We start from the raw sequence: 26,628 nt of genomic DNA on the forward strand, positions 1-26,628 counted from the left end.
CCCGCGGCTCACCCGACGGCGAGCGGGGACCGCACGATCCGGACCGCCCGCCGTGCGAGGTCCGACGTCGGCTCGTAGGAACGGCCCAGAGCGTGCGCGACGTCGCAGCAGTCGATCACCGCCATGCTGACGTGCATCGCGTAGAGGGTGGCGACGTCGAGCTCGTCCCCGTGGCCGTCGGTCGTGCAGCGGCGGGTCGGGTCCTCGACGGCGGCGAACGCGTCCTCGAGGAGCCGTGCCGTGCGCCGGTACCTGACGTCGAGACCCCCGCCGTCGCGCTCGAGCGAGGCCTCGAGGGCGCTCCGCGTGAGTGTCGCGACCCGGTCCGCCCGGGGGATCGCCCCGCCGGACACGACGCCGGCGAGGGCGACGTTCTGCGCGAGCAGGTGCAGGCACAGGTCGCCGAGGTCCCACCCCGCGTGCGGTGTGGGGCGTCCGAGATCCTCGCGGGTCGCCGTCGAGAGCAGCGACGCCAGCTCGCCGTTCACGGCGCGCAGCACGGTGACGTCCACCTCAGCGTCTCCACAGCAGCCCGACGGCGACGAGGCCGGCGACCGCGGGCAGCGTGCCGAGCCAGCCCAGTGACGGCGGCAGCCCGGTGTCGCCGGACGTGTCGCGGATCAGCAGCAGGGTGAGCGCGACGGCGGTGCCGAGGACGAACAGCGCGGTCGCGAACGGGCGGGCCCATCGCCTGCCGGTCCGCACGGCCCAGATCGCCGTCGCCCAGGAGAGCGCGGCCAGCACGCCGACCGTCGTCAGGACGGCGAGCCAGGTGCTGACCGCGGCGTCGATGCGCTCGGCGCTGAACGTGGGGTAGCCGGCGCGGACGTGGTCCGCGAGCAGCGTGCGGTCGAGGAACGGGACGACCACGGCGACGACGGTGAGCGCCAGGCCGGCGCCCATCGCCACGACCGCGGGTCGTCCGGTGCGTGTCGGGGTGTGCTCGATCGGTGTCATGCCGACGAGCGTGCCCGTCGCGCGCCGCGCGGTCTTGAAGATTCGTTCAGGCCGCCGTGGCCGCGATGCGGAACTGCCACAGGGGGTCGCCCGCGATCTCGCTCGGGCTGCGCCCGGAGAACGAGCGGAACTCCCGGCTCATGTGGGCCTGGTCGGCGTACCCGCACTCGGCCGCGACGCGCGCGAGGTCGAGGCCCGCCTCGAGGTCGTGCAGGGCACGGCGGAACCGCGCGAGCATCGCCGCCCGCTTGGGCGTGACGCCCGTCTGGTCGGTGAACCTCCGCCAGAACCGTGTGCGGCTCCAGCCGTACCGGTCGGCGAGGGCGGTGACGCGGACGCGGCCGTGACGCACCGCGATCAGGTGCCAGGCGTCGGCGACCTCGGGATCGACGCGGGGGCGAGGCTCCGCCCGAGCCGCCAGCGCCGCGCCCACGAGGGCGAACCGCTCCTGCCACGAGGCCGTGGCGACGAGCCGCTCGCGGAGGTCCGCGGCGCTGGAGCCCCACACGTCGCCGAGGTCGACCACGGGCCCGCCGAGCTCGGCCGGGGCGACGCCGAGCAGCCCGGCGGCGGCGATCGGGTCGATGTCGAGCTCCAGGACCTCCGTGCCGTCGCCCGACACCGCGGTCGGAGCCGGCAGCGTGCCGACGACGACGGCCCCCGCGAGCCCGGCCGACCCGGCCGTCCGCACCGGCCCCGTCGTGCAGTCCACGAGCACGCCGATGCTGGGGCAGGGCGCGACGTGGACCGTCCAGGGGCTCGCCGAGCGGCTCGTGATCCCGGTCATCCGGACGCCGCGCGGCAGCGCCGTCGACGGGTGGTGGAGCTCCCACCAGCCGGGGTGCGCCGGCACCGTGTGCTGCACCGTGTCCATGCCTCGACCGTCCTCGCCTGCGCCTCAGGGGCGCCGTCCACCAGGTCTGCCGTCCACCGCGCATGCCAGCGTATAGCGGGTGGGCTGGGGTGCCGCCGTCGGGCACACTGAGAACGACCTTGCGCTTGACGCAACGTCAACTTCTACGGTCGGTGCCATGAACCGCTCCATCCAGGACGTCGCCCGCCTCGCCGGCGTCAGCAGCCGCACCCTGCGTCACTACGACCAGATCGGCCTGCTGCCGCCGTCGGGCACCGGGGCAGGCCGGCTGCGCTACTACGACGACGCCGCGATCCGGCGTCTGCAGCGCATCCTGCTCCTGCGCGACCTGGGCATGCCGCTGATCGACATCGCCACCGTGCTCGACGAGCAGACGGACGAGGCCACGGCCTTGCGCCGGCACCTCGACCAGCTGCGCGCCGAGCAGGACCGGCTGGCGAGGCAGATCGCGTCCGTGGAGCGGACCGTGACCGCACTGGAGGAAGGAGACACGATCATGGCCGAGGACATGCTGGACGGTTTCGACCACACGCAGTACAAGGACGAGGTGGTCGAGCGCTGGGGCGCCGACGCCTACGCGACGTCCGACGCCTGGTGGCGTGGGCTCGGCGAGGAGGGGCGGCGCGCCTTCATGGAGCGCTCGAAGACGCTCGCCGAGGACTGGGCCGCGGCCGCGGCGTCTGGCATCGAGCCGACGTCGGACGAGGCGCAGGGGCTCGCCGCCCGCCACGCGGAGTGGCTCGGCTCGATCCCGGGCACGCCGGGGTCGGAGCAGGGCCGGCCGCCGAAGGAGTACGTCGTCGGGCTGGCCGAGATGTACGTCGCGGACCCGCGGTTCTCCGCGAACTACGGGGGCGCGGAGGGGGCCGAGTTCGTGCGTGACGCGCTCGTCGCGTACGCGGAGCGCTCGCTGTAGGCCCCTCGCCCGTTCGCTCGGCAGCTCCGTACTCGCTCGGTCCCTCGAGGTGCCGACCGAGTGCGGAGCTGCCGAGCGAGGCCCCGTGGGAGACTGCCGACGTGAGCGACGACTGGGCCGAGCAGCGCACCGAGGCCGCGCGCGTGCAGGCCGAGCGGCTGCGCGCGCGGCAGGACGCCGAGCACGCGCGGGCGTCGGCGATGCTGCGCGAGTTCGTCGCTGCCGCGGCCGGGCGCGGCCTGGAGCCGGAGGACCTGCAGGTCAAGGGTTACGGCGGGCGCGGCACCGCCCGGACGCCGCTGCGCGGGTGGTACCTGCGCCAGGACCGGACCGCCGGCGTCGGCGTCGACGGCGAGTTCTACGTGCTCACCGCGCCGCTCACCCTCGTGGACCGCGTGCGCGGCGTGCGCCTCACGCCCCAGCCGCCGCCGCTCGTGCTCGGTGCCGGCGGGAAGGACGGCGACTCCGTCGACCTCGCCGTCGCGCTCGAACGGCTGCTGCCCGGCTGGCGCGGGCGGTAGGCGAAGCTCGGCCGCCGGTGAGACGAGGCAGGGACTCGGCCTAGGCCGGGTCCTGCGGCAGCCACGTGAACCACGCGGGCTCCGGGACCTCCTCGAGACGCCGCACGTCACGAGGCCGGAGCACGCCCTCCTCGAGAAGGCCGCGCACGACCATGCGCGCGACCGCCGCCGCGCCGGGCGTGTTGAAGTGCGTGTTGTCGACCCGTCCGTCGTCCGTGTGCAAGAAGTACCGCGTGGTCTCCTGCGGGCCGAGCTCCTGCCACAGGGCGAGCGAGTCACGCTGCACGTCGACGAGCGCCACGCCCTCGCGGCGAGCGAGAGCACGCATCGCCTCGGGGTAGTCGCCGTGGCTCGAGTACGCGTTGCCCGCGGAGTCGAAACGACGCCGCTCGGCCGGCGTCGCGAGCACCGGCACGGCGCCGCGCTCGCGGGCACCGTCCAGGTAGCGCGTCAGGTACTCCTGGTACGTCGACCACGGCTCCGTGTACCGGGCGGGGTCGTCGGCCTTCGAGTCGTTGTGCCCGAACTGCACCACGAGCACGTCACCCTCGGCGATGTCGGCCAGGATCGCGTCGAGACGGCCCTCGTCGACGAAGCTCTTCGAGCTCCGGCCGTTGCGTGCGTGGTTGGCCACGCCGACCCGGTTCACGAGGTAGAACGGCAGGGCCATCCCCCACCCGGTCTCCGGCGCCTTCGCCACGCTCTTGGGCGCCGCCGTGGAGTCTCCGGCGATGAAGATCGTCCGCCGGAGCCGGTCGGCTGCCGGGTGCTCGTCGGCGGCAGCCGGGCCGGCGACCGTCACGGCGAGCGGCACGCTCGCCAGCCCTGCGAGCACGGACCTGCGGGACATGGGGTGCGAGGTAGCCACGGGCCTCATTGCCTTCCCCTGGGAAACCGGTTTCTGACAGCGCTCGCCATGCTAGCCATGGTGCGTGGGTCAGGGCAACGGACTCCGGGTCCTCAGTGCCCGAGCGCGTCGGCGACGAGCCGGGCCACCGCGGGCTCGGCGAGGTAACCGGCGGGCCGCCCGTCGACGACGGTCGTGGCGGCGTGCCGCCCCGGCACGCGGTTGTCGACGTGCACGTTCTGGATCTCCCAGCCGGACCACTCGTGCGGGAAGGTCGCCGGGTCGAGGTCGTGCAGCGTGAGCAGGTCGCGGGGGTCGCGCACGGCGACCCAGCGCCCGACGGTCGGCGGGAAGTGCAGCGGGCCTCGCGAGCGCAGCACGTCGAGCACCGCGCGGATCGCGAGCGGCGAGCCGAGCGTGCACAGCAGGGCGACGTCCCACGGCTCGGCCGCGCCGGCCGCGCGCAGCACCTCGTACGCGACGACCGAGCCGAACGAGTGCGCCACGAGCAGCGCCGGCTCGTCGCTGGGGAGCGCGGCGGCCACGCCGTCGTCGACGACGGCCCGGACTTCCGCGTCGTGGAGGTAGGTGTGGACGTCGTGCGCGAGCAGCAGCACGAACGCACCGCTCACCCCGGGCACGTACCGGTCGATCGCCGCGAGCGCCGCCGCGAGCGCCGCGGCGACCGCGTCCCCGAGCGCGCCGGACGGGCGGCCGTCCGTGCCGTCGTCGTGCACGACGACGGAGATCGCCTCGGGCGGTGCGCCCGCGGCGGAGAGCACCTCGTGCGCGACGGCGAGCGCGAACTCCGCCTCGGCGAGGTCGAGCCGCGCGAGGGCGTGGACCGTGATCGGGGGAGGCGTCCCGCCGGGCTCGCGGACGAGCGCCGCAAGCGTGTCGCCGAAGTACACGAACGACGCGTCGTCGTCGTGCAGGCGGAGCTCCGAGCCGCTCGCGGCGAGGCCCGCGTTGAGCGACGCGAGCCAGCGCGTCTCGAGCTCGTCGGCGTCCAGGCCGCCCGTGTCGCGGCCGTGGACCAGCACCAGGCGGGTCACGCGTTTCTCCTATGTCAAGCCGCTGTCGCGTACTGTGCTGCGGCGGCAGCTTGCTGGGCGTTCTTGAGGGTGTTGAACACGACTCGGGCGAGTCGGCGTTTGAGGCAGCGCAGGGCTTCGGTCTTCGAGTCGCCGGCCGCGAGCCGCTTGTCGTAGTAGGCCTTGCCGAGCCCCCCGAGGCGGATCTGGGTGACGGCGATGCGGTGCAGGGCCGCATTGAGCTGCCGGTTGCCCGACTTGTTGAGGCGGACCTTGCCGGCGGTGCGTCCGGACCAGACCGGGATCGGCGCGACGCCGGCGTGCATGGCGTACTTGGCCTCGTGGGCGAACCGGCCGATCCCGGCGGTCTCGCCGAGGATCTTGGCCGCAGTCAGCGGCCCGCAGCCGGGCAGCTCGAGCAGCTCGGGCGCGAGCTGGTCAGCCAGCTGGGCAATCTCCTTGGCCAGCGCGTCCGCCCGCGCCGTGAGCGCGGCGACGTCGTCGAGCAGCTCGCGGGCCAGGCGGGCATCGATGCCTTCGATGCCGGTGAGGAACTCCGCCAGCCGGGCCCGTGTGGACGCCCGGTCCAACGACTGGGGCGCCGGGTCCAGGGCCGGGTCGATCCGGTGCAGGTGCCAGCGCAGCCGGTTGATGATCGCGGTGCGCTGCCGCACCAGGTCCTCGCGGTGGTCGACCAGCAGCTTGACCTCCCGCGACGCCTCGTCATGGGACGCGGCGGGCAGGTCGGGCTCGCGCAGCACCGCACGGGCCACGGCCAGGGCGTCGATCGGGTCCGACTTGCCCCGGGTGCGGGCGACCCGGCGCTGCTCGGCCATCATCTTCGGCGGCACCCGCACCACCTGCTGCCCGGCGTCCAGCAGGTCCAGCTCCAGGCGGGCCGACAGGTGCCGGCAGTCCTCGACGCCCCACCGCAGGTCAGTCCCGAACGTCGACTCGGCCCAGCGCACCGCCTTGTCATGACCCTGGGCATCGGCCTTCACCGTCAGCTGGCCGAGCCGGCGGCCGGCCGGGTCGACCGCGACGAACGTGTGCGAACGCTTGTGGACATCGGCACCGACAACGACAACCATGGTGGTTGCCTCCTCTCACCTGATCAGTGACGGGGACGGTCGGACCGGCCGGCGGACACATCTCAGTGGGGGCGACGCCACGCTCCTATCAAGTCACGCCGGCCGGTCCCTTCACACCCGGCGCCGGCAAAACGCATGCAGGTCAGGCCACAGGCCGACACCGAGGCTATGAGCCAGGCACCAGACGTGAAGGGATCCAACCACCGCAACCGCGGCACATCCACCCTCACACTGACGCGAGGCTATCGCCGCCCCGGTCCGGTCGCAGAGCGGCCACGCTGCTCACCCGCGGCTGTCAGAAGCGCGGTGGGCTCGAGCCCACCACCTTTCTGACACCGGCGGGCACGCTCAGCGCGCGACCAGGCCGACGACCTCCTCGGCGCACCCCCAGCTCAGCGTGACGCCGGCCCCGCCGTGCCCGTAGCAGTGCACGACGCGCGGGTCGGCGGCGTCGCGCTCCACGCGCACGGCGGGCCGCGCGGGCCGCAGCCCGACGCCGTGGCGCAGCACCCGGGCGTCGGCGACCTCGGGCACGAGCCGGGCCGCGCGCTCGAGGATGTCCGCCGCCGTGGCGGTGTCCGGGTCGAGGTCGCGCACGCCCGGCTGCTCGGTGCCGCCGACCACGACCTCGTCCAGGCGCGGGACCACGTACGTCGGGCCGGAGGCGTCGAGCCACCAGCGCTCCAGGCCCCACTGCTCGAGGTACAGCACCTGCCCGCGCACGGGCTCGACCGCGTCGTCGCCCGCGAGGTCCCGCGCGCCGAGACCGGTGCAGTCGACGACCGTCCCGCCGTCGGGCCACGCCTCGACCGTGGTCTGCGTGAGGCTCCCGCCCAGCGCCGCGACGCGCCGCGCGAGCCACGCGAGGTAGACGGGCATGTCGATCACGGGCGCGGTGAACGTCCACCCCGCGGTGTACGACGGCGGCACGTCGGCCGTGCGTCGCAGACCCGGCACGGCGTCGCGCCACCACGGGTCGGCCGGCGCCTCGGCGAAGACCTCCGTGCCGGCGCGCAGGCGCACGCCGGCGTCCGGGCGGGCGGCGGCCAGCTCGGCGAAGACCTCGAAGGAGCGGGCGGCCCACGCGGTCACGCGGTCGTGCGGGAACGCGAGGTACGGGTACCAGAGCGCGGCGGCGGTCGCGGACGTGGTCCGGGCCGGCAGCTCGCGGGCGAGGATCTCGACGTCGTGCCCGGCCTCGAGCAGCCGTACCGCGCAGCTCAACCCCACGACTCCGGCCCCGACCACGACGACGCGCGACATGCCGGGAGTCTGCCACGGGCCGCGCCCGCGCCCGCCGTGTCAGAAAGCTGGTGGGCTCAGGCCCACCAGTCTTCTGACACGTCAGTCGAGGGGGTGCAGGATCCGGTGCAGGAACTGGCGCGTGCGCGGCTGACGCGGGTTGGTGAACAGCTCGGCGGGCGCGCCTCGCTCGGCGACGACGCCGCCGTCGAGAAAGAGCACCTCGTCGGCGACGGCGCGGGCGAACTGGAGCTCGTGCGTCACCACGACCATCGTCCAGCCCTCCTCGGCGAGCTCCTTCATGACGGTGAGCACCTCGCCGACGAGCTCGGGGTCGAGGGCCGACGTCGGCTCGTCGAACAGCAGGAGGTCGGGGCTGAGGGCGAGCGCGCGCACGATGCCGACGCGCTGCTGCTGCCCGCCGGACAGCTCGCGCGGGTAGGCGTCGCGCTTCTCGGCGAGGCCCACGCGGCGCAGGAGCTCCATCGCGCGCTCCTCGGCCTCGCGCCGCGGCACCCGGCGCACCTGCACGGGCCCCTCGGTGACGTTCTGGAGCACCGTCATGTGCGGGAAGAGGTTGTGGTGCTGGAACACCATGGCGGACCGGTCGCGCAGCGCGAACCGCTGGGCCTTGCTCAGCGGGCGCGAGAAGTCGATCGACGGGCCGCCCACGACCTCGAGCGTGCCGCCGTCGGGCGTCTCGAGGCCGTTGAGCGAGCGCAGCATGGTCGTCTTGCCCGAACCGCTCGGGCCGATGAGCGCGACGACCTCGCCGCGCCGGACCTCGAGGTCGACGCCGCGCAGGACCTCGTGGTCGCCGAACGACTTGTGGATGCCGCGAGCGGTCAGCAGGGGCTGCTCAGACATACTGCTCCAGCTTCTTCTCGATCCGGTCCTGACCGAAGCTCAGCACGGTGCAGAACACCCAGTAGATCGCGGCGGCCTCGAGGTAGAGGGTCATGAACTCGCTCGTGAACGACGCGATCTCCTGCGCCTTGCGGAACATCTCCGTCACCAGGATGAGCGACGCGAGCGAGGTGTCCTTGACGAGCGAGATGAAGGTGTTCGACAGCGGCGGCACCGACACGCGCGCAGCCTGGGGCAGGACGATGCGGCGCAGCGTGCGCGCGTGCGACATCCCGACGACGTAGCCGGCCTCCCATTGCCCCTTGGGGATCGACAGGATCGCGGCGCGGATGACCTCGGCGGCGTAGCCGCCGACGTTGAGCGAGAACGCGATGATGGCGCTCGGCCACGGGTCGACGACGATGCCGAGCGACGGCAGGCCGTAGAAGATGACGAAGAGCTGCACGAGCAGCGGCGTGCCGCGGATGACCGACACGTACGCGCGGCCGATCCACGAGACCACCGGGTTCGACGCGAGGCGCAGGAGCGCCACGACGACCGCCAGCACGAGCCCGATCGCGAACGAGATCAGCGTGAGCGGGATGGTGCCGGTCAGGCCGCCGCGCAGGAGCGGCCAGAACGAGTCGGCGACGAGCTGCCAGTCCACGGGTTCACCTCACCATATGCGCGGGCGTGCGCGCCGACGACGCGCGGGGACGGACGAGGGCGCCGGCACCCTGGGTGGGTGCCGGCGCCCTGCGGGACGAGTCCGTCACTGCGAGACGTCCTCGCCGAAGTACTTCTCGGAGAGCTCGGTCAGGACGCCCTCGGCGCGCAGCTCGTCGAGCGCGCCGTCGATCGCCTCGGCGAGCGCCTCGCGCTCGGGCGTGACGACGAAGGCCGACTGCGACGTCTCCTCGGTCTCGGCCGCGACCTTGATCGGCGCGTCCGGGTTCTCGTTGACGTAGTCGAGGAACGTCAGGGAGTCGTTGATCGTCGCGTCGACGCGCTGCTGCTCGAGCAGGGCGACGGCCTGGGCCCAGCCCTCGACGCCCTGGACCTGCGCGCCCGACTCCTCGGCCAGCGCGCGCCAGTTGCTCGTGAGCGACTGCGCGGTGACCTTGCCCTCGAGGTCCTCGAAGCTCGAGATCGACGTGTCGTCCTCACGCACCACGATCACGCCGCGCGAGACCGTGTACGGCTGCGTGAAGACGTACTTCTCCTCGCGCTCCGGGGTGATCGACACCTGGTTCGCGATGGTGTCGAAGCGGCCCGCGTCGAGCCCGGCGAAGATCGCGTCCCACTGGGTCTCCTGGAAGCGGACCTCGAGGCCGAGCTTCTCGGCGACCGCCTCGGCCACCTCGACGTCGTAGCCCACGAGGTCGCCCGAGCCGTCGTGGAACGTGAAGGGGCGGTACGTGCCCTCCGTGGCGACGGTCAGCACGCCGTCGCTGACGAGGCCGAGGTCGCCGCCCGACGCCGCGGTCTCGCCGCCGGCCGCACCGCCGCCGGAGTCGGAGCCGGAGCCGCACGCCGCGAGCGCCAGGGCGGTCACGGTGGCCGTCACGGTGGCGAGGAAGGCGCGGTTGCGTCGCATGGGTTCTCAGGTCTCCTGTGTGAGATGGGGGGGCGGCCGGGTGTGCCGGCCGATCGAGTAGACCCGACGAGGCATCGGGGCTGCAAATATCAACGATAGACGTCGTCGATCGCTTGTCGGGACAACGTCCCTGACCTGCGCATCCATTCCGCGGGTGTGAGCGACGGCGCTCGGCGTTCGCCTGTCCGACGGGCCGACACTGCTGACACCCGCACACACACCGGGCGGGGTGGTGGTGCCCCGGTCGCGAGTCGCGGGGCCGGGTCGGACCCTGGAGTCGTGGCCGGCAGGAGGGGCACCCGCCGGCCGTCCGAGCCGAGAAGGAGAGCACCGTGCGCACCTACCAGGTCGGGTACTTCGTCGGCAGCCTGTCGTCCACGTCCATCAACCGGGTCCTGAGCACGGCGCTGATCCGGCTCGCCCCGGACGGCATGGAGTTCACGGAGATCCCCATCGGCAACCTGCCGCTGTACAGCCCGGACTTCGACGACGCCTACCCGCCCGAGGCGGTCGCCCTCAAGCAGGCGATCGGCCGCTCGGACGCGGTCCTGTTCGTCACGCCCGAGTACAACCGGTCGATCCCGGGCGCGCTGAAGAACGCGATCGACTGGGCGTCGCGCCCGTACGGGCAGAACGCGTTCGACCACGTGCCCGCCGCGGTCATCGGCGCGTCGCCCGGTGCGATCGGGACCGCCGTCGCGCAGCAGAGCCTGCGCGGCGTCCTCAGCTACTGCAACGCCCGGCAGATGACGGCCCCGGAGGCGTACATCCAGTTCTCCCCGGAGGTGTTCGCCGACGACGGCGAGGTCAAGGACGCGTCGACGGCCGACTTCCTGCGCGGCTTCATGACCGAGTTCCGCGACCACGTCGAGCGCGTGCTCACGGTGCTGCCGCGCGGCTGACGCCGTCGCCGGCGCAAACCGGAGATTTCACCCGGTCGGACGCCTGACGGCGGCCGTTGCCTGGGGCAGGGTAGAGGGACGTCCCGCTCGCCCTGACCCGGAGGTCCCCGCACCGTGCCGTCCCCGCGCCTGACCCGTCGCCCGTCGTTCTGGGTCGGGCTGGGCGGGCTCGTGCTCGCGATGCTCCTCGGCGCGCCGGCGGGCTGGTTCGGCGCCGTGATGACGGGCTGCCTCTACCTCGCGCTGTGCGCGGGATGGGGCGTCCTGACGACGCGCACCTGGTGGGGCCCGATGCCCCGCGGCGGGGCCGCGGCGGCCGGCGGGGGAGCGCTCGTCGCGCTCGTCGTCGCGGCGGCGCTCGCGGGCGGCACGACGGCGGAGGTTCCGCCGAGCGAGGACGTCGCGGTCGAGGAGGTCGCGCCGTCGGGCAGCCCGACGCCCTCGCCGAGCGCGACGCCGAGCGCGGCGCCGAGCGCGACGCCGACCCCCTCGCCCGAGCCGAGTCCGACCGAGGAGCCGTCCCCGGCCGAGACGGCCGAGCCGGGCACGGCCCTGGCGACGGTCGCGCTGCTCGAGGTCAAGGGCCGCGCCCCGAAGACCGGCTACGACCGCGACCAGTTCGGGCAGCGGTGGGCCGACGTCGACCGCAACGGCTGCGACCAGCGCAACGACGTGCTGCGGCGCGACCTCACCGACGTCGTCACCAAGGCCGGGACGCACGGCTGCGTGGTGCTGCGCGGCACGTTCGCGGACCCGTACTCGGGCGAGACGATGCCGTTCGAGCGCGGTGAGGCGACGTCGCCGCTCGTGCAGATCGACCACGTCGTCGCGCTGTCCGACGCCTGGCAGAAGGGCGCCCAGCAGTGGACCGCGGACGAGCGGCAGCTGTTCGCCAACGACCCCCTCAACCTGCTCGCCTCGAAGGGCGAGCTCAACCAGCAGAAGGGCGACGGCGACACCGCGACCTGGCTGCCTCCGAACAAGGCCTTCCGCTGCGCGTACGTGGCGCGGCAGGTGGCGGTCAAGCACGCCTACGGGCTGTGGGTGACGCAGGCCGAGCGCGACGCGATGGAGCGGGTCCTGTCCGCGTGCCCCTCGGAGCCGCTGCCGGCCGGCGACCCGTCGACGCCCGCCGCGGCCCTGATGCCCGAGCGGGCCGAGCAGGAGGCGGCGAGCGGCGCCGGGGGTGCGACGTCGGGCACGACCGGCCCGGCGACGTCGGGCACCGGCTCCGCCGTGACCGGCGGGGACCCGGCCTGCCCGGTCAAGGGCAACCACTCGTCGTCGGGCGACTGGATCTACCACGTGCCGAGCGGGCGCTACTACGACGTGACGAAGCCGGAGGAGTGCTTCGCCACCCCGGCCGAGGCGGAGGCGGCGGGCTACCGGGCGTCGAAGCAGTGATCGAGGCCGCCGGTCGCGTACCGGTGGCTCGTCTCGACGACGGCGGCGACGACGTCGAGCTCGGCGTCGTCGCGCGGGCCGTAGACCATCACCATGCCGCGCGCCAGGCGGACGCCCGCGAGCGGGTGTGCGACGGCCCACCCGCGTGCGACGGCGTCCGCGGCCAGGGCGGGAGGCAGCGCCAGGTGGAGCGAACCGTCGTGGCCGGGGTGGAGGTGCGCGAACTCGCCGACGTGCGGGACGAGGAACGCGTCGGCGGGCGCACCGGCTCCCGGGGTCACCAGGAACCCGCGCGCGCCGGGCACCGAGATCGCGGACGGGCGGGTCGTCACGCCCGGGAGCGCCGCGACGCGCGCGAACAGCCGCTCCTGGAGCGCGGGAGGGCTGGTGTCGGTGAGCTGCTGCTGCGGGATCCGCCACGTCGTGCGCGGACGCTTGCCGCGGCGGGCCGGGAGCACGCCGCCGGGCAGCGTGGGCCACGCCGCGGGACCGGGGGTCGCGGGGCCGGTGCCCGCGGGGCCGGTGCCCGCGGGGCCGGGGGCCGCGGGCTCGCGGCGCGCGAGGAAGGTGAGCCGCTCGGCGACCCAGCCGCCGAGCTCGGCGAGCGTGCCCGCCGTGAGCCCGTGGCCGCCCGGGTCGCGCCGGGCGTACGGCGGGGCGCCGGCGTCGCCGAGCAGGTAGTCCCACGTGCGGTCCAGCAGCTCGCGCGGGATCACGGTGTCGGCGTCGCCCTGCGCGACGAAGACCGGCACGCCGGCGAGGCGCGCGGGCGTGACGGGGACTCCGGCGTCGAACGGCAGCGTCCCGTAGAGGATCGCGGCACCGGCGAACCGCTCCGGCGTGCTGAGCAGCAGGCCCCCGGCGAACGCGGCGCCGCCGCTGAACCCCACGAGGACGACCGGTCGCCCTGCGGGCGCGACGCCGTCGAGCCAGGCGCGGAACCACGCCATGGTCCGGGCCAGCGACTCGGCGACGGGTCGGCCGATGCCCCGGTTGGCGAACCACGCGTAGCCGGCGCCCTCGGCGATCGGCGCGCGGACCGCGGCGTACGACGGGCCTGCGGGCAGGTGGTCGGCGAGGCCGAGGATGCTCGTCTCGTCGGCGCCGCGGCCGTGGAGGAGGACGACCAGGGGCCGGGCCGGGTCGTCGGGCGCGTGCCACGCGACCGTGGGCGCGGCGGCCGCGTTCGGCGCGGCGTGGTCGGGACGGGCGGGCGAGACGGGCATGAGGATCGGCCCCCAGGACGAGGTTGTCGCTACAACTAACCGTACCGGTCGCCGCCGTGTTCCCGACCGCGTGGCACGCTGTGCCCATGACCACGCCTGATGACGTCGCCGCCCTGGTCGCCGAGGTCGAGGAGCAGGAGCGCACGCTCGTGCTGCCGCGCTTCACGCACGACGACGCCTGGCGGCTCGGCTGCCGCCTCGTCGAGCTCGCTGCCGAGCGGGACCTGCCCGTGACGATCGACGTGCGCAAGGGCACCCAGCAGGTGTTCCACGCCGCGCGCGAGGGCACGACGGCGGACAACGACTCCTGGGTCGAGCGCAAGGTGCGCACGGTGTACCGGTTCGGGGCGTCGTCGTACCTCGTCGGCCTGCGCGCGAGGGCCAAGGGCCGCGACTTCAACGAGACGCACGGGCTGCCGCTGCAGGAGTACGCCGCGCACGGCGGCGCGTTCCCGGTCCGGGTCGACGGCGTGGGCATCGTCGGCGTCGTGACCGTCTCGGGGCTCGCGCAGGCCGACGACCACGCCCTCGTCGTCGAGGCGCTGCGGGAGCTCGTGCCCCCGCCGGCGTGACGCTCGGTCACACCCGGGCCACGCGGTCGCGGCGCGCCAGCGTGCGGCCAGCCGCGGCCAGCCGGCCGCCCGCGGGTCGGTGGTCGGCCCGACGAGGACGAGCGCGGCGACGCGCTCCGGTGCCAGCGCGGCCACGTGCGCCACGACCTGGCAGCTCGACGAGTGGCCGAGCAGCACGGACGTCTCGCCCCGGGCCACGGCGCGGTCGGCGGGCGGCGTGGACCGTCTACCGTGTGCCTGTGACCGCACTGCTCCTCGCGAACGCGCGCCTGGCCGGGCGCGCGGACACCGCCGGACTCGTCGACGTGCTGCTCGACGACGGCCGCGTCGCCGCCGTAGTGCCCGCCGGCTCGCCCGCCCCCGCGAGCACGGCCCGACGCGCGCCCGAGCGCGTCGACCTCGACGGCCGCACGGTGGTCCCCGGGCTGTGGGACGCGCACGTCCACCTGACCCAGTGGGCGCTCGTGCGGCGGCGCCTCGACGTGTCCGCCGCGACGAGCCCGGCCCACGCCGCGGCGCTCGTGCGCGCCCGGCTGGACTCCGGCCCCGTGCCGCGCACCGCCGTCGGGCAGCCGCTCGTGGGGTACGGCTTCCGGTGGGCGACGTGGAGCGAGGAGCCGACGGCCGCGATCCTCGACGAGCAGGTCGGCGACGTCCCGGTGGTGCTGCTGTCCGGCGACCTGCACAGCGCGTGGGCGTCCACCGCGGGCCTGCGGTTCCTCGGCATCGACGACCACCCCACGGGCCTGCTCCGCGAGGAGGAGTGGATGCCCGCGAGCCCGCGCATCGTCACGGTCTCCGACGAGGTCGCGGACGAGCTCGCCGTCGAGGCGGCGCAGGCCGCGGCGGCGCGCGGCGTGGTCGGCGTCGTCGACTTCGAGGTGGCCGACAACCTCGCCGCGTGGCGCCGCCGCCTCGCCCGCGGCTGGGACGGGCTGCGCGTGCGTGCCGGCGTGTGGGAGCAGTACCTCGACGCGACGCTCGCCGAGGGCCTGCGCGACGGCGACCCGCTCGCCCCGGGGCAGGACCTGGTGACGCAGGGCCCGCTCAAGGTCATCAGCGACGGCTCGCTCAACACCCGCACCGCGTACTGCTTCGACGCCTACGCCGGGACGCAGCAGGACGAGGCGCACGGCATCCTCAACGTGGACACCGGCCACCTCGTGCCGCTCATGCGCCGCGCGCACGAGGCCGGGCTGCGGTGCGCGATCCACGCCATCGGCGACCGCGCCAACGCGCTCGCGCTCGACGCGTTCGAGGCGTCCGGCGCACGCGGGTCCGTGGAGCACGCGCAGCTCCTGCGGCCCGACGACGTCGCGCGGTTCGCCGCGCTCGGCGTGACGGCCAGCGTGCAGCCCGAGCACGCGATGGACGACCGCGACCTCACCGAGCAGCTGTGGCCGGGGCGGTCGGGGCGCGCGTTCCCGCTCGCCGAGCTGCGCGCCGCCGGGGTGCGCATGACGTTCGGGTCGGATGCGCCGGTCGCGCCGCTCGACCCGTGGGTCGCGATCGCGTCGGGCGTGACCCGCTCGCGCGACGGGCGCGAGCCGTGGCACCCCGAGCACCGGCTCGACGTGCGCACCGCGCTCGAGGCGTCGGTCGACGGGCGGTCGCTCGGCCTCGACGTCGGCGCGCCCGCCGACCTGGCCGTGCTCGACGCCGACCCGCTCGCCCTCGCGGACGAGCGGGCCGGCGACGTCGTCGGGCTCAGTGCCCGGCTGCGCGAGCTGCCCGTGGCGGGCACGCTGCTCGCGGGCCGCTGGACGCACCGCGCGCTCTGAGCCGGGCCGGGCGGGAAGCCCGGGTCACGCGGAGAGCTCGGCCACCTCGGCCAGGAGCGCCTCGCGCTGCGCGGCGTCGTCGACGTGCTTCTCGACGATGCGCGTGACCTCGTCCCACCGCTCGGCCTGGAGCGCGGCGAACAGCTCCTCGAGCTGACCGGGCCGCAGGTCGAGGGCCGCGAGCCGCTCGAGCAGGCCCTGCTCCGGCTCGGCCTGCTCCTGCGCGGCCTTCCAGCCGATGAACGCGCCCGGTCGCCCCGCCCGACGGGTTGTAGTACGTCGCGTTCAGCGCGCGGGCCGTGGCGACCGGGTCGGCGTCGAGCGAGCCGCGCAGGATGCCGAGCGAGATCTGCGGCGCACGCTCGTACGCGTACCGCAGCACGTTCTCGTCGAACGACTGCAGCACCACGCGGTCCTCGAGGCCCGCCTCGAGCACCATGTCGACGATGCGGTGCACCTCCTCGCGCGTCTCCGGGCCCTTGACCTCGAGCAGCATGTCGGAGCTGCCCTCGCGCACGAGGTCGAGCATCCGGGCGAAGGTGGGCGTGCGCTGGCCGGAGAACGCCGAGCTGAACCACGACCCGGCGTCGAGCCCCGTGACGTACGACGACTGCAGCCGCGCGACGTCGCCCGTGCCGTTCGTCGTGCGGTTCACGGTCTGGTCGTGCATGACGACGGGCACGCCGTCGGCGCTCGTGTGCACGTCGATCTCGACGAGCTCGGCGCCGGAACGCATGCCGGCCGCGTACGCGGCGAGCGTGTTCTCGGGCGTGACCGACGCGGTTCCTCCTCGTGCGACGGGTGGGACGTCGCGACGCTACGGACGCCCGGTGACCGGCGGACCGTCGCCCCGGTGAACGGTCGCCGACGGCGCGGCGAACTCTCGACGGCGCCGGGACGCCGCTGGGATACTGCCGGGATGGGGACGCACGAGGCCGAGCGGCGGCTGCGCGACCGGCTCGCGGAGGTCGAGGCGCGCATCGCCGCCCAGCGCCGCACCGTCGAGGGCATCGTCGAGTCCTCGCGGGACGCGAACGGGGACGACGAGCACGACCCCGAGGGCGCGACGCTCGCCTGGGAGCGGCAGCAGGCCGCGGCGCTCGCGGACGAGGCCCGGGCCGAGCGGGCGCAGCTGCTCGCCGCGCTCGACCGCGTGGCCGCCGGCACGTACGGCGTGTGCGAGGTGTGCGGGCGGCCGATCCCCGACGGCCGGCTCGAGGCGCGCCCGGCCGCGACCCGCTGCGTCGAGCACGCGCGCTGACCTGCCGGCGTGGGGAGCTGAGCGCACCGCCAGCCCGTGCGGCCGTGGCAGCATGGCCGGGTGCGTGCCGAGCCGACGACCCTTGACGCCGTCGTCGCGCACGTCGCCGACCGGGTGCTCGCACGGCCGGGCGGGTCCCCGACGCGCGTCCTCGTCGACGGGCACCCCTCGACGCGGCCGGAGGCGCTCGCGGACGCGCTCGTCGCGCCGCTCGAGGCCGCGGGGCGGCCCGTGGCGCGCGTGCGGTCGCGCGACTTCCTGCGCCCTCGGTCGCTGCGGCTCGAGCAGGGGCGCCGCAACCCCGACGCGCTGCTCGACGGCTGGGTCGACGCCGGCGCGCTCGACCGCGAGGTGCTGCGTTCCGTCGTCGAGCGCGGCCGCTACCTGCCGACGCTGCGCGACCCCGACACCGACCGCCCCACGCGCGCCCCGTACGCCGACGCGCCCGCGGGGATCGTCGTCGTGCTCGACGGCACGCTGCTGGTCGGGCAGGGGCTCGACGTCGACCTCACCGTGCACCTCGCGCTGCGCCCCGACACCGAGACGCGGCGCACGCCGCTCGAGGAGGCGTGGACGCTCGCCGCGTACGGGCGCTACCGGCGCGAGCAGGCGCCCGAGCGGCGGGCCGACGTCGTGGTGCGCGTCGACCACGCGGACCGGCCCGCGCTCGTCGTGCGCTGAGTCGCCTCGGGCTCAGCCGAGCAGGCAGAACGGGTGCCCGGCGGGGTCGGCGAACACGCGGAACGACTCGCCGCCGCCCGGCAGCTTCGACGCGCCCGCCTCGAGGACCAGGGCCTCGGCGTCGTCGAGCGACCGCGTGCCCGTCCACAGGTCCAGGTGCAGCTGCTGCGGGAACGCGGGGTCGGGCCAGCGCGGCGCGCTGTAGCCCTCGACGGTCTGGAACAGCAGCGGCCGCTCGCCGTCGAGCATCGCCCGCCCGCCGGCGTCGTACCCGACGGGGTCGCCGAGGACGCGCGACCAGAAGGCCGCGGCCGCCGAGGCGTCGGGCACGTCGAACGTCACGCCCAGCACGCTCAGGCGCCGCGCGTCCGGGGCGTGGCACAGGTCGAACGGGTGACCGTCGACGTCGGCGAGCGTCGTCCACGTCTCGTTCTCGCGCAGGACCGTGGCGCCGAGCGCGACGGCGCGCGCGACCGCGGCGCCGACGTCGGCCACGCGCAGGTCGAGGTGGACCTGCTGGGGGTGCTCCTGCCCGGGCCACTGCGCGCGGACCAGGTCGGGTGCGGGCTGGAAGGCGATGTTCCAGCCGTCGGGCGTCTCGAGCGTGACCCAGTGGTCGTCGTCCGCGACCACCGTCTCGGCGCCCGTGAGGCCCCGCCAGAACGCCGCGGACTCCTGGGGCTCCACGGCGTCCACGACCACGGTGTCGACCGTGCCGATCGGCTCGGACCTGTCGGACTCTCGCGGGCCGTCGGACGCGCCGGACATGACGTCTCCTCCTCTGTGCGCAGGTCCCCCACGACAGGATGCGTCGAGCCCCGCCGACTCACCCGTCGAGCCCCCGCGACCGGGGTCTCGACGGCGTCGCGCTGCGAGTGGGGGGCGCGCGGGTCATGGTCGAGAGAGGTCATGAAGCGGCCGACCGGGACGGGAGAGCGCCCCCGGCGCCCACGGCACGGGCCGGGTCGACGCCTCGCCGCTCCCTCCCTCCGCCCGCACCCCGCGGGCTCCGCGCACTGGAGGAGACCCTCATGAGCGACATGTCCTTCCCCCCGCAGAACCCGAGCGGCACGCCACCGGCGGGGCCGCCGCCCACGGTGCCGCCGACGGTCCCCCCGGCGACGACCACGCCACCGGTGGGTGCCTCGCAGGACACCGGGACGGACCAGAGCTCCGGCGGCGTGCGCGAGCGCGCCTCGGGCGCCGCGTCGCAGGCCTCCGACGCCGGCCGCGAGGTCGCGCAGGACGCCCGCGAGCGCGCCGGTGAGGTCGCCCACGAGGCCAAGGACCGCGCGCGCGACCTCATGCAGCAGGCGCGCAGCGGGGTCAACGAGCAGGCCTCGTCGCAGCAGCAGCGCCTCGCGGAGGGCCTGCGGCACCTGGGCTCCGAGCTGCAGCAGATGAGCCGGTCGACCGACGACCCGGGCTACGCGACCGACTTCGCCGACCGCGGGTCGCAGTGGGCGCAGCGCGCCGCCGACTGGTTCGAGCAGCGCGAGCCCGGCGACGTCCTGCACGAGGTCGAGGACTTCGCCCGACGCCGCCCCGGCGCGTTCCTCGCGATCGCCGCGGGCGCGGGGCTCGTCGTCGGACGCCTGCTCCGCGGCGTCAAGGACGCGGGCGACGGGTCGTCGGCGCAGCGCACGACGGGCAGCGGCGCCGCGGACCTCCCGCCGGCCGTCCCGCCGCGCAGCCCGTCCGGCGTCGCCACCGCCTCGTCCGTCCCGCCGACGAGCACGCCGGGCGCCACGGCGTACCCGGCGACGCCCACGGGCGCGTCGGCGCCCCCGACCACCGGAGGTGCGAGCCATGTCCACGACGCCTGATCCCTACCCCCGCGCGACGGACCCGCTCGTCGGCGCCTCCGGCGCCGACACGAGCGGCGCCGCCTCGCCCGGGCCGCCGGCGACCGGTTGGCCCGGCCCCGACATCGGGCGGCCCACGTCGCCCGGCGCCGGCTCGACCGACGCGACGGGCACGGGCACGCCGACCCGGTCGACGGGCTACCGGACGACCGGCGCCCACGCCGCCGGCACCGAGGCCCCGGACGTCCACGCGACCGGCACCGTGCCCGGCGCGCCGGCCGCCGGGCGGCACGGCGACCCCGAGGGCCTGAGCCTGGGCGAGCTGTTCGCCGAGGTGAGCCGTGACCTGTCGACGCTCGTGCGCCAGGAGATCGAGCTGGCCAAGGCGGAGGCCGCGACCTCGGCCAAGCGCGCCGGCAAGGGCGCGGGCCTGCTCGGCGGTGCCGGCTACGCCGGGCACCTGGCCGTGCTGTTCCTGACCGTCGCGATCTGGTGGGCCCTCGGCTCCCTCATCGGGCTGGGCTGGTCCGCGCTCGTCGTCGCGATCCTCTGGGGCATCGTCGCGGCGGTCCTCGCCGCACGCGGCCGCAAGGAGATCAAGGCCGCACCCGGTATGGAGCAGACGAGCGAGTCGCTCAAGAAGATCCCGAACGCACTGCAAGGCAACGAGGAGAAGAACCGATGACCAGCGACCCGGACCAGATCCGCGCCGACATCGAGCGCACGCGCTACGAGCTGAGCCGCGACGTCGACGAGCTGGGCGACCGCGTCCGGCCCGGCAACGTCGCACGACGCCAGACCGACCGGGCGAAGGCCAAGGTCACGAGCTTGCGCCAGCGCGTCATGGGCTCGGCCCACTCGGGGTCCGAGAGCGTGCGCGGCGCCGCCGGCTCGGTCGGCGAGAGCGTCTCGCACGCGCCGCAGGCCGTGCGCGAGCAGACCCAGGGCAACCCGCTGGCGGCCGGCCTCGTCGCCTTCGGCGTCGGCATGGTGGCGGCCTCGCTGCTGCCGGCGACGCAGAAGGAGGTCCAGGCTGCGAGCAAGGTCAAGGAGGCCTCGCAGCCGCTCGTCCAGGACCTCAAGGAGGCCGGCAGCACCGTGGCCGAAGACCTGCGCGAGCCCGCCAAGGAGCACGCGCAGGCGCTGCGCGAGTCCGCCGGCGAGGCGGGCCGCGACGTCGCCGACCACGGCAAGCACGCCGCGCAGGACGTCAAGGAGCAGGCGCGCGGCGACCAGCCGGGCACCCTCTGACCGGCCCGCACGTCGTCCGCGACGTCGGACCCGACGTCGAACCCCACCGAGGAGGACCCTGGTGACGGACACCGACACCTCGTCGTCGCGCGCGAGCTCGCCGCACCCCGACGACGACCGCAAGCCCGACTCGCCCACCGAGCTCCGCAAGTCCTCGTGGAGGTACGCGCTGCGCACGACGGTGCGCGAGTTCTCGCGCGACGAGTGCCTCGACCTGGCCGCGGTGCTGACCTTCTACGCGGTGCTCGCGATCGCGCCCGCGCTGCTGGCGATCGTCTCGGTGCTGGGGCTCTTCGGCAACGCGCAGAGCATGGTCCAGCAGGTGCTGGACCAGGTGGGCGGCATGCTGCCCGAGGGCTCGCTCGACCAGATCACGACGCTGGTGGAGAACGCGGGCCAGAACCAGGGCGCCGGGCTCGTCGCGTTCGTCGGCGGTCTCGCGCTGGCCCTGTGGTCGGCGTCCGGGTACGTCGGCGCGTTCGGCCGGGCCATGAACCGCGTCTACGAGATCGACGAGGGCCGGCCCTTCTGGAAGCTGCGGCCGGTCACGCTCCTGGTCACCCTCGTGCTCGTGGTCGTCGCGGTGGTCATCGTGGTGTCGCTCGTGCTCTCGGGCCCGGTCGCGCAGGCGGTGGGCGACCTCGTCGGGCTCGGTTCGGCGGCGGTCACGGCGTGGAGCATCGCCAAGTGGCCGCTCGTGCTGGTGCTCGTGATCCTGCTCGTCGCGATCCTGTACCACGCGACGCCCAACGTGCGGCAGCCGAAGTTCCGCTGGCTGAGCGTCGGCGCCGTCGTGGCGATCCTCGTGTGGATCGTCGCGTCGCTGGGCTTCGGCATCTACGTCGCCCGGTTCGCCAGCTACGACGCCACGTACGGCTCTCTCGCCGGCGTCGTGATCTTCCTGCTGTGGCTGTGGATCACCAACCTCGCGCTGCTGTTCGGCGCCGAGCTCGACTCCGAGCTCGAGCGCGGGCGCGAGCTGCAGGGCGGGATCGCCGCCGAGGAGACGCTCCAGCTGCCGCCGCGCGACACGCGGCGCAGCGACAAGCAGGCGGCCAAGTACCGCGACGACGTCGCGCGCGGCCGCGAGCTGCGCACGCGCGCGGCCGCAGCCGGGCGGCGCGACGACCGTGCCGACGTCGGGCACCGCGACCGCGACGACGACGGGCATCCGGAAGCCCGCCGCGAGCGCGGCCGCGGCGTCTGACGTCCACGGGCTGGGACGACGCCCGCCGGTGCGTGCGCCGGCGGGCGTCGGCGCGCCATGATGCAGCGATCAGGCGCGAGCCCGGGAGGTCGCCATGATCGTCGCCCCGTTCGGCAGGTTCACCGAGGGTCGCGTCCCCGACCCGGGCATCGCGCGGCTGTTCACGCGCGAGAACCGGTGGCAGGCCCGGCTCGACGTCGAGGCCGCGCTGGCGCTCGCGGAGGCCGACGTCGGGCTCATCCCGAAGGAGTCGGCGCGCGCCATCGCGCTCACCGCGCGCATCGAGAAGCTCGACGTCAAGCGCGTGCTCGCCGCGACGGCCGAGGCCAGCCACCCGCTCGTGCCGCTCATCGAGGAGTTCGCGCGCGTCGTCGGCTCCAAGCACGGCGGCTGGGTGCACTGGGGCGCGACGACGCAGAACATCACGCAGACGGCCGACGTGCTCGTGCTGCGCGACGCGCACCGCGGCATCCTGCGGCTGCTCGGGGCCGTGCTGCGCTCGGCCGGCACGCTCGCCGGCTCGGCCGCGGACCTGCCCATGGCCGGGCGCACGCACAGCCAGCACGCCGTGCCCGTGACGTTCGGGTTCAAGGTCGCGGTGTGGATCGACCAGCTCGTCGCGCACGCCGAGCGGCTCGAGCGCCTCGACGACCGCCTGTTCTGCGTGCTCATGGGCGGCGCCGCCGGGACGTTCGCGTCGTTCGGCGACAAGGGCCGGCAGATCGAGGCCGGCGTCGCGCGGCGGCTCGGGCTGCACCCGATGCGGGTGCCGTCGCGCGCGATCAACGACGGGATCGTCGAGCTCGTGCTCGTCCTGGCGCAGCTCGCCGGGACCATCGGCAAGATCGGCAAGGACGTCTACTCGCTCATGCAGCCCGAGTTTGCCGAGGCGTTCGAGCCCGTGCCCGAGGGGACCGTCGGGTCGTCGACCATGCCGCACAAGCGCAACCCGCAGCTCACGCTCGACATGATGACGATGTCCGCCGAGCTGCGCGCCCTCGCCGCGCCCGCGCTCGAGTCGATGCTCCACGACCAGGAGGCCAACGGCGCCATGACGGCGCTGCTCGAGGACGTGTCGGCGTCCGCGGCCGTGCTCGCCGGCGACACGCTCGCGCGGCTCGACGTCGTCATGGACGGCCTCGAGCTCGACCCCGACCGCATGCGCGACAACATCCGGCTCTCCGAGGGCATGATCGGCTCGGAGTCGCTCATGCTCGCGCTCGGCGAGAAGATCGGCCGGCAGAAGGCGCACGACGTCGTGTTCGAGGTGGCGCAGGAGGCCGCGACGAGCGACACCTCGTTCGTGGAGCTGCTGCGGCGGGACCCGGTGGTCGGCGCGACGTTCGACGTCGACGAGCTGCGCGAGCTGCTCGACCCGTCGCGGTACCTCGGGATGAGCGTGCAGATCGCGCGCGAGCTCGCCGCGACCGCCGCCGCCGTCGCCGACCGGCTCGAGGCGCTGCCCGGCCGCGTCCCCCTCGCGACGAGGTAGCGCTCCGCCCCGCGAGGTAGCGCTGCATCCGCCGAAGTAGCGCGTTCTCGCGCGAGGTAGCGCGTTCTCGCGCGAGGTAGCGCCCCGGCTCGCGAGGTAGCGCATATTCGTGCGAGGTAGCGCGTCCGTCGCCGACGTAGCGCGTGTTGCCGCGCTACTTCGTCGCCAAACGCGCTACTTCGTCGCGGAACGCGCTACGTCGGCGACCGCCGCGCTACTTCGCGCCGGAATGCGCTACTTCGCGACGCCGGTGAGCCCGTCGGCGATGCGGCTCAGCGCGCCGGGGACGAGCGAGTAGTACGCCCACCGGCCGCGCTGCTCGCGGGTGAGCAGGCCGGCGTCGACGAGGATCTTGAGGTGGTGGCTCACGGTCGGCTGGCTGAGGCCGACCGGGTCGGTGAGGTCGCAGACGCACGCCTCGCCGCCGTCGTGCGCCGCGACGATCGACAGCAGCTGCACACGCGTGGGGTCGCCGAGGGCCTTGAAGACGCGCGCGAGGTCGCGCGCGGCCTCCGGCTCGGCGGCGTCGCGCACGAGCGGCGGGCAGCAGGCCGCCTCCGTCTCGGGGGCGACCACGGGGAGCGTGCCGGTCGCGGTCATGTCCTCCATCTTGCCACGCATCGAAGAATGTGGATACGTTGTGCTCGCAACGACGCATCGACAAACTTCGATCTGAGGAGTGGCGAGGATGGACGCAGGGACGACGACGGAGCTCCCGGTCGTGGTGATCGGCGCGGGCCCGGTGGGCCTCGCCGCCGCCGCGCACCTGCTCGAGCGCGGGCTCGAGCCGCTGGTGCTCGAGGCCGGCGACGGACCCGGTGCGGCCGTGGCGAGCTGGGGCCACGTCCGCCTGTTCTCGCCGTGGAGGTACGACGTCGACGCCGCGGCCCGCCGCCTGCTCGAGGCGACCGGCACGTGGTCGGCGCCGGACCCCGACCACCTGCCCACCGGAGCCGAGCTCGTGCGCGACTACCTCGCGCCCCTCGCCGCGACGCCCGCCCTGCGCGACCGCGTCCGCTACGGCACGCGCGTGACCGCCGTCGCGCGCGACGGCGCCGACCGCACCCGCTCGCTCGGCCGCGAGCGCCGCCCCTACCTCGTGCGCACCACCGGGTCCGACGGCGCGGTCCGCGACGTGCGGGCGCGTGCGGTCCTCGACTGCTCGGGCACGTACGGGCAGCGCAACCCGGTCGGCGCCAGCGGCCTGCCCGCGGTGGGCGAGGCGGAGTCGGCCGCGTTCCTCGCCGGTCCGCTGCCCGACGTCCTCGGCGCCGACCGCGCCCGCTTCGCGGGACGCCACGCGCTCGTCGTGGGCATGGGGCACTCGGCGGCGAACTCGCTGCTGTCGCTGGTCCGCCTGGCGGAGCAGGTGCCGGGGATCCGCATCACGTGGGCCATCCGCGGCGGGTCGGCGCGCCGGCTCTACGGCGGCGGGCAGGCCGACGACCTGCCCGCGCGCGGCGAGCTCGGCACCCGGCTGCGCGCCGCGGTCGAGGCCGGCCGGCTCGAGCTCGTCACGCGCGTCGCGATCGACCGGCTCGAGCCGCACGCGGGCCAGGTCCGCGTGCTCGGCACCGGCCGGCGCGACGGCGTCGACGGCGTGCTCGACCTGACGGTCGACACGATCGTCGACGCGACCGGCTTCCGGCCCGACCTCGACATGCTGCGCGAGGTGCGCCTCGAGCTGGACCCGGTCGTCGAGGCGCCTGCGCGGCTCGCCCCGCTCATCGACCCGAACCTCCACTCGTGCGGCACGGTCCCGCCCCACGGCGAGTCGGTGCTCTCCCACCCGGACGAGGGTTTCTACCTCGTCGGCATGAAGTCGTACGGCCGCGCGCCGACCTTCCTGCTTGCGACCGGGTACGAGCAGGCGCGCTCGGTCGCGGCGGCGCTCGCGGGCGACCGCGAGGGCGCCGACCTCGTGCAGCTCGAGCTTCCCGCGACCGGTGTGTGCTCGTCCGACCTCGCGCTCGAGGCGGAGGACGTCGCGACGTCGGGCGGGTGCTGCGGCACCGCACCCGCCGGGCCGCAGCCCGTCGAGCTCGGCTTCGCGACGGGCGTCGCGCACGGGCGCTCGGGTGACCTCGTCGGCTGAGCCCTCCGTCCGCCGTCGCGTGGTCGTCGTCCTGGCGGTCACGCAGACGGTCGGGTACGGCGTCCTGCTGTACGCGCTGCCGCTGCTGCTCGTGCCGGTCGCGGCGTCGTTGCAGGTCTCGACCGTCGTCGTCGCCGGGGCCGCGACCACGTTCGCCGTCCTCGTCGCCGCGATCGACGACCCCGCCCGCCGGCGGCGCGCGATCCTGGGCGACACGCTCGTCGCCGGCTTCGCGTCCAGCATCTTCTTCCCGCTCACGGGCCTGCTCGCCGACCGCCTCGGCTGGCGCACGGCGCTGCTGTGCCTCGCCGGGCTGCTCGCGGTCGTCGCGGTCCCGGGGCACGCGCTCGTCGTGCCGGGCGGTGGCCCGCGCGCCGCGCGCGTACCCGACGGCGGTGCTCGCCTCCGGCCGGACACCGCGTCGAGTGGGGCGTCCGGTGCGCGGCACGGTGTCGGCGCAGGTGTCGGCGTGCGCGAGGCGCTGCACGACGGCGGGTTCTGGGTCGCGACGGTCGCGTTCGTCGCGCAGACGCTCGCCGTCTCGGCGGTGGGCACGCTGCTCGTGGCCCACCTCGTCGGCGCGGGACACGGGGCGACGGTCGCGGCGAGCGTCGCAGGCCTGCTCGGCGTGCTGTCGGTCGCCGGCCGGGTCGTCTTCAGCGGGGTGTCGGCGCGGGCCGGGGTCGCGACCGTGACCGCCGCCGTCTTCGCCGTCCAGGGGATCGGCGCGCTGGCTCTGCCGCACGCCGGGGGGTCCGGCGCCGTCGTGGCGTGCGTCGTCGCATTCGGCCTCGGGTTCGGCGTCGCGACCATCGCGCGGCCGGCGCTGCTGCTCGAGAGGTACGGCAGCCTGCGCTACGCCACGATCGCCGGGGCGATGGCAGCGCCGCTGTCGCTGGCGCGGGCCGGTGCACCGCTCGGCGGCGCCGCCGTCGGCGACCCGGCGTTCCTCACGTGGGCCGGGGTCGCGTGCCTGCTCGCCGCCGTCCTGCTGGCGACGCTCCGGCGCGCGTGATTCGCGCCTCG

The 26,628-nt window shown here is 75.1% G+C and carries 28 protein-coding genes and 1 pseudogene; 15 read left to right on the plus strand and 14 right to left on the minus strand.

Annotated features, from left to right (window positions below):
* Window positions 1-8 precede the first annotated feature (8 nt).
* The 3 genes from ISOVA_RS00885 to ISOVA_RS00895 are packed head-to-tail and all read right to left on the minus strand — an operon-like array spanning window position 9 to window position 1,831.
* On the minus strand, window positions 9-512 hold the full coding sequence (locus ISOVA_RS00885) for a maleylpyruvate isomerase N-terminal domain-containing protein (RefSeq protein WP_013837381.1): 504 nt from the start codon (window positions 510-512) through the stop codon (window positions 9-11).
* Between the two features lies 1 nt (window position 513).
* The gene (locus ISOVA_RS16635; protein ID WP_013837382.1) at window positions 514-957 is read right to left on the minus strand and encodes a hypothetical protein; all 444 of its coding nucleotides are present in this window, start codon (window positions 955-957) and stop codon (window positions 514-516) included.
* Between the two features lie 46 nt (window positions 958-1,003).
* A complete protein-coding gene (locus ISOVA_RS00895; protein ID WP_013837383.1) occupies window positions 1,004-1,831 on the minus strand; it encodes a helix-turn-helix domain-containing protein in 828 nt (275 codons plus the stop codon).
* 157 nt (window positions 1,832-1,988) lie between these two features.
* Here ISOVA_RS00895 and ISOVA_RS00900 point away from each other — a divergent pair, with 157 nt between their 5' ends.
* Both ISOVA_RS00900 and ISOVA_RS00905 read left to right on the plus strand, forming a co-directional pair.
* Window positions 1,989-2,747, plus strand: coding sequence for a MerR family transcriptional regulator (locus ISOVA_RS00900; protein ID WP_013837384.1), 759 nt, complete (start codon window positions 1,989-1,991; stop codon window positions 2,745-2,747).
* 101 nt (window positions 2,748-2,848) lie between these two features.
* On the plus strand, window positions 2,849-3,268 hold the full coding sequence (locus tag ISOVA_RS00905) for a hypothetical protein (protein ID WP_013837385.1): 420 nt from the start codon (window positions 2,849-2,851) through the stop codon (window positions 3,266-3,268).
* 40 nt (window positions 3,269-3,308) lie between these two features.
* On the opposite strand, the gene ISOVA_RS00910 is transcribed toward ISOVA_RS00905, so the two are convergent.
* From ISOVA_RS00910 to ISOVA_RS00940, 7 genes are all read right to left on the minus strand, one after another.
* Complete coding sequence (locus ISOVA_RS00910; protein ID WP_041294721.1) at window positions 3,309-4,118, minus strand: rhamnogalacturonan acetylesterase; 810 nt, start codon at window positions 4,116-4,118, stop codon at window positions 3,309-3,311.
* 110 nt (window positions 4,119-4,228) lie between these two features.
* Window positions 4,229-5,170, minus strand: coding sequence for a hypothetical protein (locus ISOVA_RS00915; RefSeq protein WP_013837387.1), 942 nt, complete (start codon window positions 5,168-5,170; stop codon window positions 4,229-4,231).
* Between the two features lie 14 nt (window positions 5,171-5,184).
* Window positions 5,185-6,240: an IS110 family RNA-guided transposase gene (locus tag ISOVA_RS00920; RefSeq protein ID WP_013837388.1), complete on the minus strand. Its 1,056-nt coding sequence runs from the start codon at window positions 6,238-6,240 to the stop codon at window positions 5,185-5,187.
* A 348-nt stretch (window positions 6,241-6,588) separates the two neighbouring features.
* Window positions 6,589-7,503, minus strand: coding sequence for an FAD-dependent oxidoreductase (locus tag ISOVA_RS00925; protein WP_013837389.1), 915 nt, complete (start codon window positions 7,501-7,503; stop codon window positions 6,589-6,591).
* 81 nt (window positions 7,504-7,584) lie between these two features.
* Window positions 7,585-8,349 (minus strand): amino acid ABC transporter ATP-binding protein, encoded by a 765-nt coding sequence (locus ISOVA_RS00930; protein WP_013837390.1) that lies wholly within the window; start codon window positions 8,347-8,349, stop codon window positions 7,585-7,587.
* On the minus strand, window positions 8,342-8,995 hold the full coding sequence (locus ISOVA_RS00935; protein ID WP_013837391.1) for an amino acid ABC transporter permease: 654 nt from the start codon (window positions 8,993-8,995) through the stop codon (window positions 8,342-8,344). Before ISOVA_RS00935 ends, ISOVA_RS00930 begins: the two co-directional genes overlap by 8 nt.
* Window positions 8,996-9,100: 105 nt before the next feature.
* The gene (locus tag ISOVA_RS00940) at window positions 9,101-9,925 is read right to left on the minus strand and encodes an amino acid ABC transporter substrate-binding protein (RefSeq protein WP_013837392.1); all 825 of its coding nucleotides are present in this window, start codon (window positions 9,923-9,925) and stop codon (window positions 9,101-9,103) included.
* Between the two features lie 332 nt (window positions 9,926-10,257).
* Here ISOVA_RS00940 and ISOVA_RS00945 point away from each other — a divergent pair, with 332 nt between their 5' ends.
* Window positions 10,258-10,827: an NADPH-dependent FMN reductase gene (locus ISOVA_RS00945; RefSeq protein WP_013837393.1), complete on the plus strand. Its 570-nt coding sequence runs from the start codon at window positions 10,258-10,260 to the stop codon at window positions 10,825-10,827.
* Window positions 10,828-10,941: 114 nt separating this feature from the next.
* A complete protein-coding gene (locus tag ISOVA_RS00950) occupies window positions 10,942-12,231 on the plus strand; it encodes a GmrSD restriction endonuclease domain-containing protein (protein WP_013837394.1) in 1,290 nt (429 codons plus the stop codon).
* On the opposite strand, the gene ISOVA_RS00955 is transcribed toward ISOVA_RS00950, so the two are convergent.
* Window positions 12,210-13,457 carry an alpha/beta hydrolase gene (locus ISOVA_RS00955; RefSeq protein ID WP_013837395.1) on the minus strand — a complete coding sequence of 416 codons (1,248 nt, stop codon included), beginning with the start codon at window positions 13,455-13,457 and terminating at the stop codon, window positions 12,210-12,212. The two genes, ISOVA_RS00950 and ISOVA_RS00955, sit on opposite strands and share 22 nt — an antisense overlap.
* A gap of 86 nt (window positions 13,458-13,543) precedes the next feature.
* Here ISOVA_RS00955 and ISOVA_RS00960 point away from each other — a divergent pair, with 86 nt between their 5' ends.
* Window positions 13,544-14,029: a heme-degrading domain-containing protein gene (locus tag ISOVA_RS00960; RefSeq protein ID WP_013837396.1), complete on the plus strand. Its 486-nt coding sequence runs from the start codon at window positions 13,544-13,546 to the stop codon at window positions 14,027-14,029.
* A gap of 233 nt (window positions 14,030-14,262) precedes the next feature.
* Window positions 14,263-15,810 carry an amidohydrolase gene (locus ISOVA_RS00965; RefSeq protein WP_013837397.1) on the plus strand — a complete coding sequence of 516 codons (1,548 nt, stop codon included), beginning with the start codon at window positions 14,263-14,265 and terminating at the stop codon, window positions 15,808-15,810.
* Here ISOVA_RS00965 and ISOVA_RS16900 read toward each other — a convergent pair.
* Window positions 15,737-16,591: pseudogene (locus ISOVA_RS16900) on the minus strand (glycerophosphodiester phosphodiesterase); the annotation flags it as partial. The gene ISOVA_RS00965 and the pseudogene ISOVA_RS16900 sit on opposite strands and share 74 nt — an antisense overlap.
* Before the next feature lie 138 nt (window positions 16,592-16,729).
* On the opposite strand from ISOVA_RS16900, the gene ISOVA_RS00975 reads away from it, so the two are divergent.
* The gene (locus ISOVA_RS00975; RefSeq protein WP_013837398.1) at window positions 16,730-17,071 is read left to right on the plus strand and encodes a TraR/DksA family transcriptional regulator; all 342 of its coding nucleotides are present in this window, start codon (window positions 16,730-16,732) and stop codon (window positions 17,069-17,071) included.
* Window positions 17,072-17,131: 60 nt separating this feature from the next.
* Window positions 17,132-17,752, plus strand: a complete 621-nt coding sequence (locus tag ISOVA_RS00980; protein WP_041294723.1) for a nucleoside/nucleotide kinase family protein — start codon at window positions 17,132-17,134, stop codon at window positions 17,750-17,752.
* A 12-nt stretch (window positions 17,753-17,764) separates the two neighbouring features.
* Here the strand turns inward: ISOVA_RS00980 and ISOVA_RS00985 are convergent, their stop codons facing one another.
* Entirely contained in the window at window positions 17,765-18,520 is a 756-nt protein-coding gene (locus ISOVA_RS00985; RefSeq protein ID WP_013837400.1) for a VOC family protein, read from the minus strand.
* Between the two features lie 263 nt (window positions 18,521-18,783).
* Between ISOVA_RS00985 and ISOVA_RS00990 the strand changes: the two genes are divergently transcribed.
* From ISOVA_RS00990 to ISOVA_RS01010, 5 genes are all read left to right on the plus strand, one after another.
* Window positions 18,784-19,578, plus strand: coding sequence for a hypothetical protein (locus tag ISOVA_RS00990; RefSeq protein ID WP_013837401.1), 795 nt, complete (start codon window positions 18,784-18,786; stop codon window positions 19,576-19,578).
* 241 nt (window positions 19,579-19,819) lie between these two features.
* Entirely contained in the window at window positions 19,820-20,242 is a 423-nt protein-coding gene (locus ISOVA_RS17095; RefSeq protein ID WP_041294995.1) for a phage holin family protein, read from the plus strand.
* Window positions 20,239-20,808 carry a DUF3618 domain-containing protein gene (locus ISOVA_RS01000; RefSeq protein WP_013837403.1) on the plus strand — a complete coding sequence of 190 codons (570 nt, stop codon included), beginning with the start codon at window positions 20,239-20,241 and terminating at the stop codon, window positions 20,806-20,808. Before ISOVA_RS17095 ends, ISOVA_RS01000 begins: the two co-directional genes overlap by 4 nt.
* 61 nt (window positions 20,809-20,869) lie before the next feature.
* Window positions 20,870-22,015, plus strand: coding sequence for a YihY/virulence factor BrkB family protein (locus tag ISOVA_RS01005; protein ID WP_013837404.1), 1,146 nt, complete (start codon window positions 20,870-20,872; stop codon window positions 22,013-22,015).
* 94 nt (window positions 22,016-22,109) lie between these two features.
* Window positions 22,110-23,507: a class-II fumarase/aspartase family protein gene (locus ISOVA_RS01010; protein WP_013837405.1), complete on the plus strand. Its 1,398-nt coding sequence runs from the start codon at window positions 22,110-22,112 to the stop codon at window positions 23,505-23,507.
* Between the two features lie 234 nt (window positions 23,508-23,741).
* Here the strand turns inward: ISOVA_RS01010 and ISOVA_RS01015 are convergent, their stop codons facing one another.
* Window positions 23,742-24,128 (minus strand): ArsR/SmtB family transcription factor, encoded by a 387-nt coding sequence (locus ISOVA_RS01015; protein WP_013837406.1) that lies wholly within the window; start codon window positions 24,126-24,128, stop codon window positions 23,742-23,744.
* A 67-nt stretch (window positions 24,129-24,195) separates the two neighbouring features.
* On the opposite strand from ISOVA_RS01015, the gene ISOVA_RS01020 reads away from it, so the two are divergent.
* Together ISOVA_RS01020 and ISOVA_RS01025 are read left to right on the plus strand one after the other, a co-directional pair.
* On the plus strand, window positions 24,196-25,602 hold the full coding sequence (locus tag ISOVA_RS01020) for an FAD-dependent oxidoreductase (protein WP_013837407.1): 1,407 nt from the start codon (window positions 24,196-24,198) through the stop codon (window positions 25,600-25,602).
* On the plus strand, window positions 25,586-26,617 hold the full coding sequence (locus ISOVA_RS01025; RefSeq protein WP_041294724.1) for an MFS transporter: 1,032 nt from the start codon (window positions 25,586-25,588) through the stop codon (window positions 26,615-26,617). The genes ISOVA_RS01020 and ISOVA_RS01025 overlap by 17 nt, the downstream gene beginning before the upstream one ends.
* The last annotated feature ends 11 nt before the right edge of the window (window positions 26,618-26,628 follow it).

Source organism: Isoptericola variabilis 225, from assembly GCF_000215105.1.
In the GTDB taxonomy this organism is placed as follows: Bacteria; Actinomycetota; Actinomycetes; order Actinomycetales; family Cellulomonadaceae; genus Isoptericola; species Isoptericola variabilis_A.